Raw genomic sequence first — 17,432 nt, 5'->3', positions numbered from 1 at the left:
AGTTAATTATAAATCGTCCATTTTGAAGGAAACTTTGAAAGAAACTATTTGAAAACAACTGAGTTTCTATCTAATATTCAAAACAGCCACATGGTGTAACGCCGTTAGGTGACACACCTGTGTAACCGTATAGGTTGGCATAAAACAAATAGAACGGGAAGAAAACAATGAAAGAAACTGATTGGCATAGAGCGGATATTGTTGCCGCAATACACAAAAAGGGGCTGTCACTGACATCTCTATCAGTCGATGCTGGTCTGGCCCCATCAACATTGAGAAATGCCCTCAGAGGTTCTTACCCGAAAGCAGAAGTTATTATCGCAAATGCTATCGGCGTATCCCCTGCCGTTATCTGGCCATCTCGCCATGCAGTGAGGGCTGGCAAATGATCTGGATAACCCTGAATGAATTACTGTCTGTTAATGGTTTGCCCAAAACCCCACAAGGGTTGGGCAAAAAAGCCAAAAATGAAGGATGGACACGCAGAAAATTAACCGGGGTTAAAGGGTTAAGTTACGAGTATCTGGTTGAAAGCCTACCCACTGACGTTCAAAACATAATCAACGAGCGCCACCTTAACTCTCTTTTAAATGCAGAGAAAAAAGCCGTTAAAACGGCATTTAACGGCGATTTAAACCCAAGAGTAAAAGCCAAGCATGAATTAGACCTTATGCGCCAATGTCCCGCCCTGTTGGAGCGTAGCACCGGCAATCTGACCAAGTTACAGCGTGATATTGCGGATGCCCGCGCCACTCTGGTGACCGAGGTTATCAATTTACAGAACGCCGGATTGTCACGCATTCGAGCCATTAATTATATTTGTGACCAGTCACGTTCTAATAATTTGCCTGAGAACTTGCAGAAAGCAGCCGCGATGGCCAATGCCCGTAAAGGTCTGCGCACAGGCGTCAGTACCCGCACCCTGAATGGTTGGGTTGTTGACTATGAACGTGCCGCCACGCCCTCTGAGCGTCTGGTTTTATTGGCTCCAGGGCACAATAAAGGCAAACCCGTTGAGCGCATTAAATGGATGCCACTATTTATGGCGCACTACCGCACCACCAACGGATTAAGCATTGCCGAGGCTTACGAGAACTTTGAGCATGACTGGCAAATGCAGTATGCAGACCAGCCCGCCATGCTCGCCGCAATTCCTTCTGTCTATGCCGTGCGGCGGGCATTAGACAAGTTGCCAACCGTCGTTAAACAACGTGGCCGTGTTACGGGTTCTGCCATGCGAGCGCTGAATACCTATGTGAAGCGTGACTGGTCACAAATGCCCGTTAATGGTGTTTGGATTGGGGATGGTCACAGCATGAAAATGAAGGTGGCACACCCTGACCATGGTCGCCCATTTACCCCCGAAATAACCCTGGTTATTGATGGACGGACACGCTATGTCGTCGGCTGGAGCCTGAGCCTGGCTGAGAACGTGATCGCTGTGGCTGATGCACTGCGCCACGGTATGCAGAGCCACGGCATACCCCTGATTTACTATTCAGATAACGGTGCAGGTCAAACCGCAAACGTATTAGATGCTGATATTACGGGGATTTTATCGCGTCTTGGTGTGGAACACCCTACAGGTATCCCCGGTAACCCGCAGGCACGTGGGATTATTGAGCGGCTTAACCGCGAAATTCCTGCCCGTATCGCCCGTAAATTTGCCACCTATAACGGTAAATCTGCTGACCGCGAAACGGTTCGTATGGTCAGCGTTGACCTTAATTCAGCCTTCAATGCACAGGGGAAGAATAAAGAGCTCAACAGTCGCCAAAAGGCGGCGATGGCTAAATTACCCTCATGGCAGCAACTTATCGATGCCATAGAAGATGAAATTGAAGCCTATAACACCACCCACCGGCACAGCGAATTACCCCGCCGTGACGATGGTAAACACTATACCGCTACGGAGTACCGCCAGTTATTGCTGGCAAGCGAGACCATTGATCGCCTTTCCGATATCGAGTTGCGCGACATGTTCCGTCCGCAAGTCAAACGTACCGCCCAGCGCGGTTGGCTGTCTATCTTCAATAACCAATATTTTGCTGAGGGTTTAATTCAGGTCGATGGCGAAGAAGTTCTGGTTGAGTTCGATATTCACGATGCCAGTAGCGTTACCGTTCGCCGCCTTGATGGCTCGTTTATCTGTACTGCGATTGTGAATGGTAATACCCGCGCCGCCTTCCCTGTGGATTACGTCCAGAAAGTGGCAAAAGACCGCCATAGCCGCCGTATGAAACTGGTTGAGCAAAAAGCCGAAGAGATTAACGCCGAGCTTAATCCGGTACTGACTGCCGATGATGCACCCGATTTTGGCTCGCTTATCCAGGGTGATATCTCACGCATTAATGATGACCGGGAAGAGATGTTCTTATTCCAATCTGATCGCGATGAATATTTAAAAGTACATGGCAATAAAAAAGCGGCTATTTGACGCCCATCAAATGCCGCTCATTCACTACATAGGAATTAAATCATGACAATTAAAAATGACCTTATAGAACTGATGGAACGTAAAAGCCTCAACCAAACACAGGTTTCACGCGCTATCGGTATGAGCACTGCCACCGTCAATCAATATCTACAAGATAAATATAACGGGGATTTGGACAGGGTCAATAGTGAGGTACAGGCTTTCCTCGAACGTACTCGCGAGAAAGATAAAGCCCAGCGCGTAGACGTGAAGTTTGTTGCAACGTCAGCATCTAAAAAAGCGCTGGAAATTATCCGTATGGCCCACGTTGACGGTGAGATCAATGTGATTTACGGCGAGGCTGGGCTAGGTAAAACCATGGCATTAAAGGCTTACGCCAGCCAGAACTCCACCGCGCTGTTAATCGAAGTTGACCCCAGTTTTACCGCTCGTGTCTTGCTGGAAGAAATCTGTAACCGTTTGGGGCTATCCCCTCGCGGCAACATGCATGAAACCTTTGAGTTATGTACCAATAAATTACGTGATTCGGGCTATGTCTTGTTGATTGACGAGGGGGAGTTGCTGCCACATCGATCACTGGAAGTGCTGCGCCGTCTGCACGATAAAAGCGGTATCGGCGTTGTCCTGGTTGGTATGCCGCGACTGTTGATTAACCTGAAAGGTAAGCGTGGCGAATTCGTCCAACTTTATAGCCGTGTGGCCTTTGCGCTCAATATCGGTAATGCCCTGCCTAAAGATGATGTCAGTGCCATTGCGGCCAGTGTGTTACCTGCGGTAGCAGATGATATCAATGAGGCGCTTTATCAGGAATCAAGAGGCAATGCCCGCCGCTTATTTAAGTTACTGCGCGGTGCAATTCGCCTTAGCCATATCAATGAAACACCCGTGGGTGTCGGTGCCGTTCGCCAAGCCGCCAAAATGTTAATTAATTAAGGAATAAGCCATGTGCCAATTGCCTATTAATAACCCGACCTTAATGAAGCCTATTAATCGCTTATTACGCGCCGGTATTAAAGTGGTGGAATTAAATACCCGCTTACGCCGTCCGATCATCGAAGTTGACCGCCCCTTTAAGGCATGGGAACAAGGCGCGGTTGAGATAACCGAAACCCGCAATGGCGTCCGTAGCCTGGTCAAAATGACCATCTGGCGCGGCGCTCATATCATCTGGAGATAGCCAGTTATGGCAAAAATAATCATCGAAGTTGTGGATGCTGGTCGCGTGAGTGTGAGTTGTCGCGTCGAACTATCCAAAAGTAATCAGTTTGAAAATGATGTGACAAATGGAATTGCTAATGGGTTAGCTGGTCATGTAGCAGTTAAAACCAAGCAAGTTATTGAATATTTAGTTAAAACCAAACGAGGTAATAAGCATGTCCACTGATAACAAACAATTCACTGATAAAGCCGCTCCAGAGGGGTACTGGGTTGATGCTAAAGGTATTCTGACCCCAATTTCTCTGGTTAAAGATATCGACAAAATGCGCGACACATTAGTGGGTGACATTATCAATCGCGCACTGGTCGTTAACAAAATGCTGACCGAGTTTAAGTTGGCCACCTTTGCTGACATTGCCGCGTTCGTTGACCTGTCAGCCAATGAATACAATGTTTCACTGGGTGGTAAGAAAGGCAACGTCACGCTGTATACCTTTGACGGTAAATATAAAATCCAACGAGCCATGCAAGACCGCATTGCCTTTGATGAGCGCCTGCAAGCCGCTAAAGCGCTTATTGATGAATGCCTTGCTGATTGGGTTGAAGGTGCGCGGCCTGAAATTCATACCTTAATTAACCGGGCCTTCTCCTCGGATAAAGAGGGTGAGATCAATACCGGGGCAGTCTTGGCCCTGCGTCGTTATGACATTCAGGACTCACGCTGGTTACGGGCGATGGATGCCATCAGCGAAGCGGTGCAGGTTGTCGGCAGTCGTTCCTATGTCCGGGTTTATGAGCGTATTGGCGACAGTGACCAATATCAGGCCATCTCCCTTGATATCTCTGGAGTCTGATATGAAAGCTGAAGAGTTTAATCGGCGTTATCCCGTGGGTAAGGTTTTCATCTACCAACCGTGCAAATTTTTACGCGGGGGCAAATCAGTAAAAACGGTTGGCCCAGCCCATGATTTTGATTCAGCAACTGTCGTGGAAATTAATAAAGAACCTTATTTTGCTAATACGGGATCATTAACGCCTGCGGGCTAATTTAATTCGCTTTTAAATCATCTTTAAACATGGCGTAAACCCGCTGGGGCGCGCTTACGCCAAAATAATGGAAAACCATCATCATGAATAAAGAAAAGTATCTCGCCAAAATAAAGAAACTGCTGAATTTGGCTAAGCACAGTACCAATCCCAATGAAGCTGCCAATGCGATGAGTCAGGCTCAAAACCTGATGCGTGAGCATGGTCTGACATCCATTGATATCGACTTGATGGAAATCAACGAGGCAGGCAGTAAAGGCGCTCCCTCTCATGCTCAGGCTGTCCCTAAATATATGGGGCTGCTGGCAGATATCATCTGTCGGGCTTTCGGCGTTAAGTGTTATATGACCTTTAAACGTAATTATTACACTACCGCTCAGCGTCAGGTTATTTTCTACGGCCCGAATGAACGCCCACAAATAGCAGCTTATGCCTTTGACGTACTCTCTCGCCAAATGATGAAAGCCCGCCGTGAATATACCGCGTCAATGCGCAAGAGCATTAAAGCCAGCACCAAAATAGCCCGAGGGGATACCTTCTGTGAGGGGTGGGTAATAGGCGCTTATCAGGTCATTAAAGATTTTACGGTTACAGATACAGAGGCAACCTTAATCACTGCCTACCATCGTAAATTGCAGAAAGATATTGGGCTGCAATCAGGCGATATGCGAGAAGCCAAAAAGTGTCGAGGGGCTGATGATGCTTCGAATACTGGATATCGAGCGGGTAAAGATGCCAGCTTGCTCCATGGCGTTAATGGTACTGATTCTCAGCCTGCATTGATTGGGAGGTCATAATGGAAAGCCTGTCTAAAACCGATTCTTTGCGCCAGGCACTGAAAATACTGGGTTCTGCCACTGGCCGCGAACTAGCCAACTTTACTGGCTTACCCATTGCGCGTGTCGGCGCACTGTTGGCCAAAGATATCAGCAAAGGCCATGTTAGCCGGTGCTGGAACGGTAATATGCGTTGCTACGCTATGGCAGGGGTAGCCGGTGTCACGCCAAAAACGCCGGGTACCCCCCGTTTGTCTCATTGGAAACATGCACTCGCCAGTAAAAAAGTCAGCACCAAAAAGTTGCGCTGCCTGCCTTTGGGTGTCACCAACCCCGAGTTTATGTCTTTGGCGCTGAAAGCCGCAGCCCTCGAAAAGCAGTTCAAATATGCCGACGCGTTACCTGTTTGGCGGGCAGCCGCCGACGCCTCAATGCTGGCCGTCAATGAGCAATGGTGTTTTACCCGCGCCCGGTTCTGTGACGCGGCCAGGTTCAAAGGCTGGGGAGACCGCTCATGAAAGCCCATGTCAGCAGCCGGGAATATCAGGATAACGGCAATAAGCGTATTTACACCCTGACGGATGGCAGCGTGGTGATCGAGTATCCCAATCTGCCAGGTAAGTCGCGTTTAAACTTCTTTGATAGTCGTGGGAATTCTATTCACAAGAACCAGCAGCGCGTTGCCATGAAGCAAGCCGTTGAACACCATAAAAAACAATGGAAGGTGAAACCATGAGCCATTTTCTGAAAGGGTTGTCAGCTGAAAGATTCAATCAAAAATACCCTGTGGGTAGCAGTTTCAACTATTTCCCTAACAGGGGTATCCCTGACAGCGTTGAGGTGGTCACCCGCACTGAGGCTTGGGCATTGGGGCATGGTGCTGTGGTGGTTAGCGTTAATGGCCGCGCCGGTGGCCTGAGCATTGAGCATCTGAAACCAACCATTGCATCTGTGGGAGAGTCTAATGGAAATTGAAATCAGCCAATCAGTGAAAATGCGTCTCTCTGGTCTGGAACGTCTTGACCCTGTTGAGGTTCTAGTTGATGACTACGAGCCAGGCAAAGGGAAAATTACCATCACTTGCTACGGAAAGGCATGGACAGCCTCGTGGTTCGCGATGTCAGGCCAGACAATCAGTCAGTTTTTCCGGCGTTGTGGCAATGATTATCTAATCGGTTATTTATCCCCGCAGCTTGACCAGCAAATTGATGGTGATAACAACGATAATATTATTTTTGTGAAGCGGGAGATTATCAGGTTACTTCGCGCAAATGACATTACGAAAGAAAAAGCACGTGAATATTGGGATGCGGCTGTCTCCTCTGAGGATGTCAAATCGGATGTTTGCAAATGGCTATCGGGTTCTGATTTGCTGGGAGATGATCCTTATTACGCTAATTGGCCGATGGTAGAAAACCCTTCCTATCGATATTTATCCCGCATTGTTGATGCTGTAAAGGCAGGGTTTGAACAATCAGAGTTGGTTAAGGAGGCATGATGACCATTAGAGAAATCACCTTAATCTGTTGGGCAGTAGCGTCCTACATCTACCTTGGTTATTGCTGGGCCAGCATTCTGCGTCGGCTGGGTTGGATGAGAAAAAGCACTCCTCGTATCGCTTTCATATTAACCATGCTGTTTTGGCCTGTAGGTTTAATGGTTTTTGAAGAGAGGCTTACTGCCGCCGAGGAAGGTGACTATGACGATTAATATTGATTCTGTCTGGGTTCTCATTGGTATTGGGATGGCTTTAGGCTTTGGTGGTTATGTTGGCTTATATGCTGCAATTATGGGGCGAAAATCGTGTGAGTGGTTTGGCGATAAGTTGGGGGTTGTGTTATTTGCAATCTGGTATCGCATTAAGCGTTGGGGGTTAAAATGACTAACCCTGGCAGTAAAGAGCAGGCAGCGGCGCGAAAGCGCCTCTCCCGCGCCCGTGCAAAGTCGCAGTTCGGCCAGCATCGTATTGAAATAGTTATCTCTGACCGTGGGTTTAAAATGCTGCTTGATGGCTGTAAGCGCCGCAATCCGGGTCGTAAACCATACATCCCTAGCGAGTATGTTGAGCTGTTAATCTTCTGTGATGGGGAGCGACTGGAGCGGCAAGAGGCGGCCTTGGGTAATTGCAATCACTGTCATTTGCCATTACCTGCGGGTTGCAATACAGCGTTTGTAGGTGAATCACAATGTTGGTTTTATCGTGAGTCACGTACTTTAAATCTTACAGATGTGACCGGTCACGCTCAGTGGGATGAGGTGCAAAATGACTAATTTGGGTTTGTTAAAAAGTCACCTAGCGTTGGGTGAAGACTACAGCGAAGAACTGCTGCAAGTGCTCCAGTCGGCTTTTGATGAGATTACCGCCTTGCGGGCAAAGCTGCTTGAATTGGGCGGTTACTCGCCAGCGGATACTGCTGATTTACTAACTGGCTGCGGGAAATTAACCCAATACATCACTAAGTTTGAATGCCGTGACCTGCGACGTACGCTCGCTTCTACTGCTCTGATTGGTGTGCAGGTAACACATCAGAATCAACGAGCAGTCCTTGAGCAACTGGTGACTTTGACTTGTCAAGGTGGTGTATGGACGGCTCAGATAGCACTCGATGAGTTCCCTGGGCGTAACTCTCCTGCGGCGGCAATGGGTAAACTGTCTGAGTGGCTTATCCGCTTAGGGTTGGCCACCAATGTCAGTAACACCTTACGCACGCAACTGGAGGCGCTATGGACAGAAAACTGATCCAGCTGATTCATGTAGGGAAGTCTGCTTTAGCCTGGGACGATGAAACCTACCGTGATGTTATTTATCGACTTACCGGTAAAACCAGCTCGGCTCATTGCTCCATCGAGCAGCAAGAACGTATTGTGGCTTATATGCGGGCTCATGGATTTGAGCCTAAACCGACCCCAAAACGCGGACGTCGCCCCAGCGTTCCCGCCAGTAAGAAGACGATACTCAGTAAGATTGAGGCACTTCTGGCTGACGCAAACCGACCATGGGATTATGCTGAATCTATGGCGCAACATATGTTTCAGGTAAGATATGTTGATTGGTTGCAGCTGGATCAACTGACAAAACTGATGCAGGCATTGATTATCGATGCCAAACGTCGAGGGAAATCATGATGGATATTGAGCAGGTTAAAGCGCTATTGCCAGAGTCTGTACAGCAGATTGCCGAGTTGATCGGTTATCCAGCCACAGCTCGCCTGCTCGATAAGTTGGGCGGCACCACCTTCCCAATCGGTAAAGGGTTGCGTGCACTTGGCGCAGCCCGTGCCACCTTGTTACGTGAAACCATTGGTGATGTGAACGCGCAGCTATTGGTCAAGCACTTTGGTGGGGAGGTTCTTTACCTCCCTCGTTGTGATCGGGCATTGCGTGAGTTGCGTAACCGTTCGTTCCTGGCTGAATTTGCGCACTTGCGTAACAGTGGCGTCTCTTCACTGATGGTGATGACTCAGCTATGCCCTAAATATGGATTCTCTGATAGATTTGCTTGGGGTCTAGTGAGCGAAAGTAAAGCTGCCATTTTGATTACACAGCAGGATCTTTTTTAAGGAAAAAAAATGAAATTTAGAATAATTTCTCTTGGGTTAACTTTAGCTGTAATGTCGTCTAGTGTATTAGCTGTTGATGGATATAAGGGGGTGAAATTTGGTTCAAATGTAGATACCTTACTTAAATCCAATATATGTTCATTTGAAAAATATAATAGTGATACACCTGGCCTAATATCCTATGCTTGCAAAGACTTCAAGTTCTCTGGAGCTAAAACCTTCGCAATGGCATTTTTCTTAGACGGAAAATTCCAACGACTCGCTATATCACTGAATCGGAACTCTGAGTCAGTATTAGACGGCTTAATTAAGAAATATGGTGCGCCGTCCTCCGCATCAACTGCCGAAGAGATGGAGCGTGCATCAACTTCTGGCGAGGCTATCTATGTTAGATTTGATCACGACACTGTCTATATGCGAGGTCAGAAGAACCGTTCGACAGGTAAAGAAGATGGGTTTCTAATTTACACATCACCTGAATATGAAAAAGAATTACTGAAAATACAGTCAAAAGCAGTCCAGGATGATTTATAGACTTCAATCCAATCCACTGAACCCCTTCCACTGATTATATAAAGCCCCCATAGCAATACTGACACCATCCCAACCCATTGGATGGTGTCATGCAAATCTCCCTATCACAATCCCAACTTGCAGTATATCTATTGCGCTTACCGCCAAAATTCGGGGGTAATTGCCATGAATAAAGACCAGGTAATTGACGGTATTCTCGGGCGAGAAGGTGGCTATGTTGATAACCCTGATGATGCTGGCGGCCCAACCCGCTGGGGTGTCACTCAGAAGACAGCCCGCGCCAATGGCTATACCGGTGATATGCGTAATTTGTCACGAGATAAAGCCCGTGAAATTTTAGAGCAAGATTATTGGTACGGCCCTCGCTTTGACCAAATTGCCACGGTCTCGACCGTTATTGCCAATGAGCTTTGCGATACTGGTGTCAATATGGGGCCTGCCTTCCAAAATAAGTTATTACAGCGCTGGCTTTCTGCTTTTAATCAAAACGGAAAACTCTATCCAGACCTAATTCCTGACGGCGTTATCGGTAATCGAACGATAGTAGCGTTATCTGCATTTCTAAAATCCAGAGGGAAAGAAGGCGAAATAGTCTTGCTCAAAGCTCTTAATTGTTCACAGGGGCATCGTTACCTTGAATTGGCTGAAGGCCGCCCAGCTAATGAAACTTTCTTATATGGCTGGGTACAAGCTCGGGTGGAATTATGAGCATATTAAAAACCCTCAAAGAATTAATCACCAATCCTTCATCTGGGCGGCTATCAACATCAGATACCACCCTGGTGGGGGCGTTTATCGTGTCCTCTCTTGCGCTGATGTGGGCCACCATCTTTGGCCAGTCCGGTGATATCTGGTTCAGCCTTTATCTTGCCGCCTGGGTCACTCAGAACCAGGCATCAAAATACCAGGCGCTAAAACGCGATAAGGAGCTCTCCAGTGGCAATAATGCTGAAACTCCTTAAAGCCTACTGGCAACCCTTATTAGCGATGCTTGTTGCTGCCGCTGCGGGGTTTGCACTGGCGGCATTGATTTACGGCAAACAGCTTTCTGATGAGCGGCTGGCTTTTAGCAATGCTAAAACCACCTGGTCGGAGGAAAAAACTCAGGCTGCTAATGACGCCAGTGCCGCCCTGACGGCTGCTCTGGCACGTCTGAAGGCCGCTCAACAACTGGGCGATAAATTGTCTGCTGAGTTGCAGGCCAAAATCGATGCACTTTATAGCGATAACCAGAGACTCAAGAGGCAAATCAATGATGCGACTCAAAAAGATGGCGCTACCTATACTGGTCTTGGGCCTAACAGCCTGTGCGTCTACCAGTCAGCCCTTGGCTACGCCGATTGTGATAAGCGAGTGCAACCCACCGCCAGCGGTTCTGTACCAACTGCCCGTGAAACCCAGCCCACCCATAGCGGGCTACCACCAGAAGATATTCTCGCCCATTCCGCAGACTACGGGAAATGGTGCCAGCAATTAGAAACGCAATTAATAAATATCAATAAATATTATTCGGGCGGTGCTAAGTGATATTTGACCTGGCGATGGCATTTCAAATTATTTTGGGATTGGTTTCTACTCTTTTTGGTTTATGGATTAACGAACTCAAAAAGGATATTACCGCGTTGGAAAAATCGGTTGAAAATATAAAAACCGACTATCAACGGCGTGAAGATGCAAAAACACACTTTGACCTCATGATGACGACATTACGTGATGTCAGAAGCGCGATTGATCGTATTGATGGCAAATTGGATAAGAAGGCAGACAAATGAAATCACGCCAGAAACGCAGGAGTCGACGTGTTCATGCCGTTGAAAATGAAGTCAGTGCGCTGAAAAAAATCAGCACCCAATTAGACCAGCTCATTATTCCGGGGCAGGACTTGGAGATATTAACTGACATCAATTTAAAACTTGATCGGATAGAAACCAATATGACGGCAATTCAGGTCGAAGCGACCCGCCGTGGTGCGGTGGCCGGAGCCATTGCCGGTGGTTTGTCCGGGGGGCTTATTGCGACGGCTATCGTGCTTATTAAAGCCCGTTTGGGGCTGTAACGATGGCGCATCCGCAGGAAACACGGGACAGGCTGCGTAGGTCGTATATTTTCGGCCAAATGTCATTGGAAATCGCTTCCGCTCAGGCGGGCATCCCCTTTGTTACCGCCCGCCGCTGGAAAAAAGAGGCGCAGGACGGCGGGGATGACTGGGATAAATTGCGGGCCGCTCACGTCATTGCAGGCGGTGGACTGGAGGATATTGGCCGAGCAGTTCTTACCGGGTTGGTCACGCAATACCAGACCACGCTGGAGCAGCTCAACGGTGATTCACAGCTTCCCGCAAAACAGCGGGTCGAATTACTGGCCAGTCTGGCTGATGCCTTTAACAAGGCGATATCCGCCAGTAAGAAGATATTGCCGGAAACCAGTCAACTGGCCATTGCGCTGGATGTTCTCCAGAAACTCAGCATCTTTATTTCTGAGAAGCACCCTCAGCATTTAGCGGCGTTCGTTGAAATCTTAGAACCCTTTGGTGATGAAGTGGAGAAGCACTATGGCTGATAAATTAATCCGTTTGACCGCTAATAGCAGCGTTATGGCCAGCGATATTCTCGGCGTAGAAGTTAACTGCAATGGCTACATTGTTGTGACGACATCGACAGGGAAGCATCACGCGGATGCGGGTTATGGCGAATTGACCTATCAAGCCCATGACCGTCTGATTAACGAAATTAATAAGGCGCTGGAATAGCCCTATGGCGAAGAAATTCACCGCGCGTGACTTTGCCAGCGAACTGGCAGACCTTGCCGCCAGCCTGCGCAGAACCATTGAGGCCGAGGATGTGGGCTTTGACCCCTCGGCGGCGGCTATTGCTGAGCGTCACCAGCAGGTAAAAGACCCCGTGACGGGCTATGAGTTCTTTATCGAGAACTATTTCCCGCATTATGTGCGCCATAAAGATAAGAGCGAACTACATAAATATCTGTTCAGTCGCCTGCCGGAAATTGTCGCGAGTCCCAAGGGTGAGAACGATGCAATAGCGGCTCCGCGTGGCGAAGCCAAATCCACTCTGGTCAGTCAGCTCTTTGTCCTGTGGACAATCATTTGTGGCATCAAGCATTACCCGGTCATCGTAATGGACTCGATTGATCAGGCGTATCCGATGCTTGAAGCCATCAAGGCCGAACTGGTGTACAACCCGCGTCTGTTGATGGACTTCCCTGATGTCTGTGGCGCGGGTCGTGTGTGGCAGATGGGGACTATCCTGACCCGCAACGATATTAAAGTTCAGGTGGCCGGTTCCGGTAAGAAACTGCGTGGTTTGCGTCATGGGCCATACCGTCCTGATCTGGTGGTGCTGGATGATATCGAGAATGACGAGCAAGTCCGCAGCCCGGAACAACGCGAGAAGCTGGAGAATTGGCTGAAGAAAACCGTGTTACCGCTGGGAACGGCGGGCGGTAAGCTCGATGTGATCTACATCGGGACTATCCTGCACTATGATTCTGTCCTTTCCCGCACACTCAAAAATCCGCTGTGGCGTGTCGCCCGCTTTAAAGCCCTGATACGTTGGCCAGATAACATGTCGCTGTGGGACAAATGGGAAGAGATCCTGCGCAACAACGGACAGGATGGCGAGATGCTGGCCAATGCCTACTACCAGCAACATCGTGAAGAGATGGACGAAGGGGCCATTGTGTCCTGGTCAGCCCGTCCTATCCTCGCCTTGATGCTCATTCGTGCGCGTGATGGTCATGCCACATTTGACGCTGAATATCAGAATGATCCGGTCAGCGGTGAAGATGCGATTTTTGCCGGTGAAGGGGTGTTCCACTTCTGGGTTAACCGGCTTGCTGAGTGGGTTTTCTTCGGGGCTTGTGACCCCAGCCTGGGTAAACAGGGTGCCAGCCGTGACCCTTCCGCCTTATTGGTCGGTGGTTTTAACCGTCACACCGGCATTCTGGATGTGGTCGAGGCCGCCATCCGCAAACGGGTGCCCGATAAAATAATCTCGGACATTATCGAGTTGCAGAAAGTTTATCGCTGCCTGGTGTGGAGCATTGAAGCCGTGCAGTTTCAGGAGTTCTTGCGCACCGAGCTCATCAAGCGTTCAGCCATTGCCGGTGTGCCGGTGCCAGCCCGCGCCGTTATTCCTCACACCGATAAACTGTTACGTATCGAATCATTGCAGCCGCATATGGTGAACGGTTTGATCCGCCTGCACTCCAGCCAGACCACGTTGATTGAACAATTACGTCATTTCCCCAAAGCCGATCATGATGATGGCCCGGACGCCCTGCACATGTTGTGGGCGCTGGCCGTTTCCGGTGCGGGTCACTTTGAATTTACGCCGGTACCGCGTAGCCGAGATAATGATCGCGGCAGTCGGTTCGGCTCGGGAGGTTGGTAGTATGGGACAAATCGTTGACCAGTATGGTCGTCCGCTTAAACGTGAAGTCCTGAAAGAATCCCAGACTTCACGCGTCGCACAGCTTAACCGCCAGTGGCCAATGCACCCGTCCAAAGGGCTGAGCATTCGCAAATTGCCCCATATCCTTGAGGCCGCAGAACGGGGCGACCTGTCCGCGCAGGCGGACTTGTTTGAGGATATGCTGGAGCGTGACGGGCATATTTTCTCGGAGATGGCCAAGCGCAAGAATGCCTTGTTGACGCTGGACTGGAGCATTGAGCCACCGGAAAATGCGACTGCTGCCGAAAAAGAACTGGCGGTGGTGGTTTCTTCCTGGCTGAAATCCATCCCCGATATGGAAGATATCATTCTCAATGCCGCCGATGCTATCGGTCATGGTTTTGCCGCGCAGGAAATTGAGACCTGGGAACTGGAGGGAAATGTCTGGTTGCCCACCAAGATGGTGTTGCGCCCCCATCGCTGGTTCAGTACCACCCCGGAGACCAACGACGAAATACGCCTCAATGACGGTACCTTTAATGGCGCTGAACTCTGGCCGTTCGGCTGGCTGGTACATACGCATAACGCTAAGCCCGGATTTATTGCGCAGTCCGGTTTATACCGCGTGCTGGTCTGGCCTTATCTGTTTAAGAACTATGCCTTACGTGATATGGCGGAATTTCTGGAAATTTACGGACTGCCGTTGCGTGTTGGTAAATACATGCCAGGAGCCACTGAACAAGAAAAAGATTCTTTGCTTCATGCGCTGGTAACGCTGGGCCATGATGCGGCGGGTATCATTCCTGATGGCAGTTCGATTGAGTTTGAGTCTGCGGCCGTTGGTCAGTCTGACCCGTTCCAAGCCATGATTGATTGGGCGGAACGCACAGAGTCTAAAGTTATCCTGGGTGCAACACTAACCAGCCAGGCCGATGGCAAATCCTCAACCAATGCCCTGGGCAATGTCCATAACGATGTGCGCCATGACATTCTGGTCTCTGATGCCCGCCAACTTGAGGGATTCTTCCGGGGCTTTATTCGGATGTTATTGGCGCTCAATGGCAAAGAAGTTAGCACCCGTCGCCAGCCTAAGCTGGTCTTTGATGTCCGTGATATTGAGGATATTAAAGTCTTCTCTGAGGGGGTATCTAACCTGGTGAGCGCCGGGGTAAAGACCATTCCGACCTCGTGGATACATAAGAAGCTCGGTATCCCTGTGCCGCAACAAGGCGAAGATGTGTTGACCGCGCCAGAACCCACGCCGATGTCAGCCAGTTTGTCTTTGGCATCCAACCCACAACAGTTTAAATCTTTTGTGGCATTGACCGCGAACCCGGAGAGTGATGACCCCGCGCAGGTGGTTCTTGATGAGGCACAAACAGTGCCTGAAGCCATCAATCAGGCTATGGAGAAACTCATAACGCCGCTGGTTGCTGCGCTAAGTCAGGGGCAATCGCCTGACGAAGCTATCAATATCATCGCGGCCAGTTATCCGGCGCTGGATGATAATCAGCTCCAGCAGCTGCTGGCCCAGGCCATATTTGTCGCTGATATCTGGGGGCATCTCAATGCCGAAAGCTGATGTCAATCTGGCCCAGGCGATGACGCTTAAACCAGAAGAGGCTATTCGCTATTTTGAGTCGAAGGGCTACACCATCGGTTTTAATTGGCATGACGTTGAAGCCCGCGCCCATGCCACGGCGTTCACCGTGGCAGGGATATTGAAGCAAGATGTGTTGGAAGATGTTCGCCATAGCCTGAATGACAGCCTGCGTAACGGCACCACCTTTGAGCAGTTCAAAAAGCAACTGATCCCGGTGCTGGAGCAAAAAGGCTGGATGGGGAAAGGACTGGTGGCCGATGCGGATGGTGTTCTTGAAGGTAAGCAGCTCACCCCGCGCCGCCTGAAAACCATCTTCCAGACCAATATGCAGTCAGCCTATAACGCGGGCCGCTATGAAGAGCAGCTCGCCAACGCCGAGTTTCGTCCCTACTGGGAGCGGATCGCGGTGATGGACAGGCTAACTCGCCCTAAACATGCCGCGTTAAATGGCTTTACCGCCCGTTATGATGATCCGGTCTGGCAGTTTATGTATCCGCCGGATGGTTACCGTTGCCGCTGCCGCGTTCGGGCGCGTTCTCAGGCGGATATCAACCGCTATAGCATCACCGTGCAATCCAGCCAGGACAGAATTGAGACCGTGCAACAGGCATGGGGGCCAAATGATACGCGCTCAGTTCAGGCTTTTCGTATCAATGGCGAACTGTATACCCCTGATGCGGGCTTTGGTCACAATCCGGGCCAGGGTAATTTGTCCGCTCTGGGGCAACGGTTAATGGATAAATCTGCGGTGGCGTCTCCGCGCCTGGCATCCCTCGCCGTCAAAGAAACCCTGAGCGATAACACGCTGTTAAATGCCGTTAAAGCCGATGTTAAACGCTGGGTAAATCAGGTGTCACTCCAGCCAAAACCCAAAGGCTCATTGCGTCATCTTGGCGCTATTGAACCCGAGACACTCACCAAACTGGAGATGCGCGGGCAAGCGCCTGGCTCTGTGACTTTAACGGCGTTTGATAATGCGGTACTGGATGCGCCTGGGCCGTTATGGGCGGAGTTGCCGGAACTATTGCAACGTCCGGTGGCGACATTGCTCGATGATGAGCAACTGGTCTACATCGTTCGCCAGGGAAAAAGTGACTATGGCGTGACTGTTCCGTTCAGCGCCGGTAATACCGGTCTGGCGGTCAAGTTGATGCACAAAGGCGCGGTGCTGTCTGAGGTTCAACGCAATGAGCTGGCTAACCTCACAGTGCTGTCGGGGAGTCTCTGATGGGTGGCAGTATCGGTATCAAGTTCAATGTGACTGATTTTGAGCGTTCCCTGGGTGAGCTTATCAGCAAGCTTGAGCACCGGGGGCCATTGATGCGTGAACTCGCGGCAGCGATGAGTGATGCGGTTGAAGAGAACTTTAAAAATCAGGGGCGGCCCGACTGGATGGGATGGAGTCCAGCGTATGCGAAGAAACGCGCCGGTGGTCAGATTCTACAGTTGTCGGGACGACTGGCGGCGAGCATCGTCTCGGAAAGCGATAATGACAGCGCCAGCGTCGGCAGCAATGTGGCTTATGCGGCTATTCACCAGTTCGGCGGGGAAATCAAACGTAAGGCCCGTAAGCAGGATATGCACTTCAGGCAGCATAAAAATGGTGAAGTCGGCAACCGGTTCGTCAAAAAGTCAAAGTCCAATTTTGTGCAAACAGCGGCGGTGGGTGCCTATACCATCAAGATGCCCGCGCGTCCTTTTCTGCACCTGACCGAGCAGGATGTGGAAGCCATGGAAAACACCGGTTTAGACTACTTTCGCCGTGTTATTGATTCGTAACCGTAAACGTCCTGTAATCGACGCAGGGCGTTTTAATCGTTTACTGACACTCTCGCCGGACTTTACCCGTCTTAATCGCACCACCGAGTTTTTAAATCGTGTTTAAAAATGGGTTAACGCCATTGCTAA

Annotated in this window: 30 protein-coding genes; all 30 read left to right on the top strand. The window is 49.7% G+C overall.

Annotated features, from left to right (window positions below; all coding sequences use genetic code 11):
- Positions 1–167: 167 nt before the first annotated feature.
- The 30 genes from V2A85_RS01775 (at position 168) to V2A85_RS01630 (ending at position 17,303) form a co-directional block, all read left to right on the top strand.
- Positions 168–389: a helix-turn-helix domain-containing protein gene (locus V2A85_RS01775; RefSeq protein WP_025377231.1), complete on the top strand. Its 222-nt coding sequence runs from the start codon at positions 168–170 to the stop codon at positions 387–389.
- The gene (locus V2A85_RS01770) at positions 386–2,437 is read left to right on the top strand and encodes a Mu transposase C-terminal domain-containing protein (RefSeq protein WP_420070808.1); all 2,052 of its coding nucleotides are present in this window, start codon (positions 386–388) and stop codon (positions 2,435–2,437) included. The genes V2A85_RS01775 and V2A85_RS01770 overlap by 4 nt, the downstream gene beginning before the upstream one ends.
- A 42-nt stretch (positions 2,438–2,479) precedes the next feature.
- The gene (locus V2A85_RS01765) at positions 2,480–3,370 is read left to right on the top strand and encodes an AAA family ATPase (RefSeq protein ID WP_025377233.1); all 891 of its coding nucleotides are present in this window, start codon (positions 2,480–2,482) and stop codon (positions 3,368–3,370) included.
- 10 nt (positions 3,371–3,380) lie between these two features.
- Entirely contained in the window at positions 3,381–3,614 is a 234-nt protein-coding gene (locus V2A85_RS01760; protein ID WP_012303416.1) for a hypothetical protein, read from the top strand.
- A 6-nt stretch (positions 3,615–3,620) separates the two neighbouring features.
- Complete coding sequence (locus tag V2A85_RS01755) at positions 3,621–3,821, top strand: hypothetical protein (RefSeq protein ID WP_420070807.1); 201 nt, start codon at positions 3,621–3,623, stop codon at positions 3,819–3,821.
- A complete protein-coding gene (locus tag V2A85_RS01750) occupies positions 3,811–4,449 on the top strand; it encodes a DUF3164 family protein (RefSeq protein WP_071666725.1) in 639 nt (212 codons plus the stop codon). Before V2A85_RS01755 ends, V2A85_RS01750 begins: the two co-directional genes overlap by 11 nt.
- A gap of 1 nt (position 4,450) precedes the next feature.
- Entirely contained in the window at positions 4,451–4,642 is a 192-nt protein-coding gene (locus V2A85_RS01745; RefSeq protein ID WP_025377236.1) for a hypothetical protein, read from the top strand.
- 83 nt (positions 4,643–4,725) lie between these two features.
- Positions 4,726–5,439: a DUF2786 domain-containing protein gene (locus V2A85_RS01740; RefSeq protein ID WP_420070806.1), complete on the top strand. Its 714-nt coding sequence runs from the start codon at positions 4,726–4,728 to the stop codon at positions 5,437–5,439.
- Positions 5,439–5,936, top strand: coding sequence for an ANR family transcriptional regulator (locus V2A85_RS01735; protein WP_420070805.1), 498 nt, complete (start codon positions 5,439–5,441; stop codon positions 5,934–5,936). The genes V2A85_RS01740 and V2A85_RS01735 overlap by 1 nt, the downstream gene beginning before the upstream one ends.
- Complete coding sequence (locus V2A85_RS01730) at positions 5,933–6,154, top strand: hypothetical protein (protein WP_420070804.1); 222 nt, start codon at positions 5,933–5,935, stop codon at positions 6,152–6,154. The genes V2A85_RS01735 and V2A85_RS01730 overlap by 4 nt, the downstream gene beginning before the upstream one ends.
- The gene (locus V2A85_RS01725) at positions 6,151–6,393 is read left to right on the top strand and encodes a hypothetical protein (RefSeq protein WP_050148599.1); all 243 of its coding nucleotides are present in this window, start codon (positions 6,151–6,153) and stop codon (positions 6,391–6,393) included. Before V2A85_RS01730 ends, V2A85_RS01725 begins: the two co-directional genes overlap by 4 nt.
- Positions 6,383–6,916, top strand: coding sequence for a hypothetical protein (locus tag V2A85_RS01720; protein ID WP_420070803.1), 534 nt, complete (start codon positions 6,383–6,385; stop codon positions 6,914–6,916). The genes V2A85_RS01725 and V2A85_RS01720 overlap by 11 nt, the downstream gene beginning before the upstream one ends.
- Entirely contained in the window at positions 6,913–7,128 is a 216-nt protein-coding gene (locus tag V2A85_RS01715; protein ID WP_420070802.1) for a hypothetical protein, read from the top strand. The genes V2A85_RS01720 and V2A85_RS01715 overlap by 4 nt, the downstream gene beginning before the upstream one ends.
- Positions 7,118–7,300, top strand: coding sequence for a hypothetical protein (locus tag V2A85_RS01710; RefSeq protein WP_071666730.1), 183 nt, complete (start codon positions 7,118–7,120; stop codon positions 7,298–7,300). The genes V2A85_RS01715 and V2A85_RS01710 overlap by 11 nt, the downstream gene beginning before the upstream one ends.
- Entirely contained in the window at positions 7,297–7,689 is a 393-nt protein-coding gene (locus tag V2A85_RS01705) for a hypothetical protein (protein ID WP_420070801.1), read from the top strand. The genes V2A85_RS01710 and V2A85_RS01705 overlap by 4 nt, the downstream gene beginning before the upstream one ends.
- Entirely contained in the window at positions 7,682–8,158 is a 477-nt protein-coding gene (locus V2A85_RS01700; RefSeq protein WP_420070800.1) for a hypothetical protein, read from the top strand. Before V2A85_RS01705 ends, V2A85_RS01700 begins: the two co-directional genes overlap by 8 nt.
- On the top strand, positions 8,143–8,544 hold the full coding sequence (locus V2A85_RS01695) for a gp16 family protein (RefSeq protein ID WP_420070799.1): 402 nt from the start codon (positions 8,143–8,145) through the stop codon (positions 8,542–8,544). The genes V2A85_RS01700 and V2A85_RS01695 overlap by 16 nt, the downstream gene beginning before the upstream one ends.
- Positions 8,544–8,978: a Mor transcription activator family protein gene (locus V2A85_RS01690; protein WP_420070811.1), complete on the top strand. Its 435-nt coding sequence runs from the start codon at positions 8,544–8,546 to the stop codon at positions 8,976–8,978. Before V2A85_RS01695 ends, V2A85_RS01690 begins: the two co-directional genes overlap by 1 nt.
- Before the next feature lie 9 nt (positions 8,979–8,987).
- On the top strand, positions 8,988–9,512 hold the full coding sequence (locus V2A85_RS01685; RefSeq protein WP_155967680.1) for a hypothetical protein: 525 nt from the start codon (positions 8,988–8,990) through the stop codon (positions 9,510–9,512).
- Between the two features lie 165 nt (positions 9,513–9,677).
- Entirely contained in the window at positions 9,678–10,220 is a 543-nt protein-coding gene (locus V2A85_RS01680; RefSeq protein WP_057631312.1) for a glycoside hydrolase family 108 protein, read from the top strand.
- Positions 10,217–10,474, top strand: coding sequence for a hypothetical protein (locus V2A85_RS01675; protein ID WP_145546537.1), 258 nt, complete (start codon positions 10,217–10,219; stop codon positions 10,472–10,474). Before V2A85_RS01680 ends, V2A85_RS01675 begins: the two co-directional genes overlap by 4 nt.
- Entirely contained in the window at positions 10,458–11,039 is a 582-nt protein-coding gene (locus V2A85_RS01670; RefSeq protein ID WP_420070810.1) for a hypothetical protein, read from the top strand. The genes V2A85_RS01675 and V2A85_RS01670 overlap by 17 nt, the downstream gene beginning before the upstream one ends.
- The gene (locus V2A85_RS01665) at positions 11,036–11,284 is read left to right on the top strand and encodes a hypothetical protein (protein ID WP_420070798.1); all 249 of its coding nucleotides are present in this window, start codon (positions 11,036–11,038) and stop codon (positions 11,282–11,284) included. The genes V2A85_RS01670 and V2A85_RS01665 overlap by 4 nt, the downstream gene beginning before the upstream one ends.
- A complete protein-coding gene (locus V2A85_RS01660) occupies positions 11,281–11,568 on the top strand; it encodes a hypothetical protein (RefSeq protein ID WP_155967694.1) in 288 nt (95 codons plus the stop codon). Before V2A85_RS01665 ends, V2A85_RS01660 begins: the two co-directional genes overlap by 4 nt.
- 2 nt (positions 11,569–11,570) lie before the next feature.
- Positions 11,571–12,071 carry a DUF1804 family protein gene (locus V2A85_RS01655; RefSeq protein WP_420070797.1) on the top strand — a complete coding sequence of 167 codons (501 nt, stop codon included), beginning with the start codon at positions 11,571–11,573 and terminating at the stop codon, positions 12,069–12,071.
- Positions 12,064–12,261, top strand: a complete 198-nt coding sequence (locus V2A85_RS01650) for a hypothetical protein (protein WP_420070796.1) — start codon at positions 12,064–12,066, stop codon at positions 12,259–12,261. Before V2A85_RS01655 ends, V2A85_RS01650 begins: the two co-directional genes overlap by 8 nt.
- A 4-nt stretch (positions 12,262–12,265) precedes the next feature.
- Positions 12,266–13,921 carry a phage terminase large subunit gene (gene terL, locus V2A85_RS01645; protein ID WP_420070795.1) on the top strand — a complete coding sequence of 552 codons (1,656 nt, stop codon included), beginning with the start codon at positions 12,266–12,268 and terminating at the stop codon, positions 13,919–13,921.
- Position 13,922: 1 nt separating this feature from the next.
- Positions 13,923–15,503 carry a DUF935 domain-containing protein gene (locus V2A85_RS01640; protein WP_420070794.1) on the top strand — a complete coding sequence of 527 codons (1,581 nt, stop codon included), beginning with the start codon at positions 13,923–13,925 and terminating at the stop codon, positions 15,501–15,503.
- Positions 15,490–16,752, top strand: coding sequence for a phage minor head protein (locus V2A85_RS01635; RefSeq protein WP_420070793.1), 1,263 nt, complete (start codon positions 15,490–15,492; stop codon positions 16,750–16,752). Before V2A85_RS01640 ends, V2A85_RS01635 begins: the two co-directional genes overlap by 14 nt.
- On the top strand, positions 16,752–17,303 hold the full coding sequence (locus tag V2A85_RS01630; RefSeq protein WP_263699397.1) for a phage virion morphogenesis protein: 552 nt from the start codon (positions 16,752–16,754) through the stop codon (positions 17,301–17,303). The genes V2A85_RS01635 and V2A85_RS01630 overlap by 1 nt, the downstream gene beginning before the upstream one ends.
- Positions 17,304–17,432 lie beyond the last annotated feature (129 nt).

Origin of the sequence: Yersinia sp. 1252 StPb PI, assembly GCF_048593885.1 — a bacterium.
GTDB classification, from domain to species: Bacteria; Pseudomonadota; Gammaproteobacteria; order Enterobacterales; family Enterobacteriaceae; genus Yersinia; species Yersinia enterocolitica_E.
Note: the sequence above shows the minus strand (reverse complement) of the source record. Positions and strands in the feature narration are given on the sequence as shown.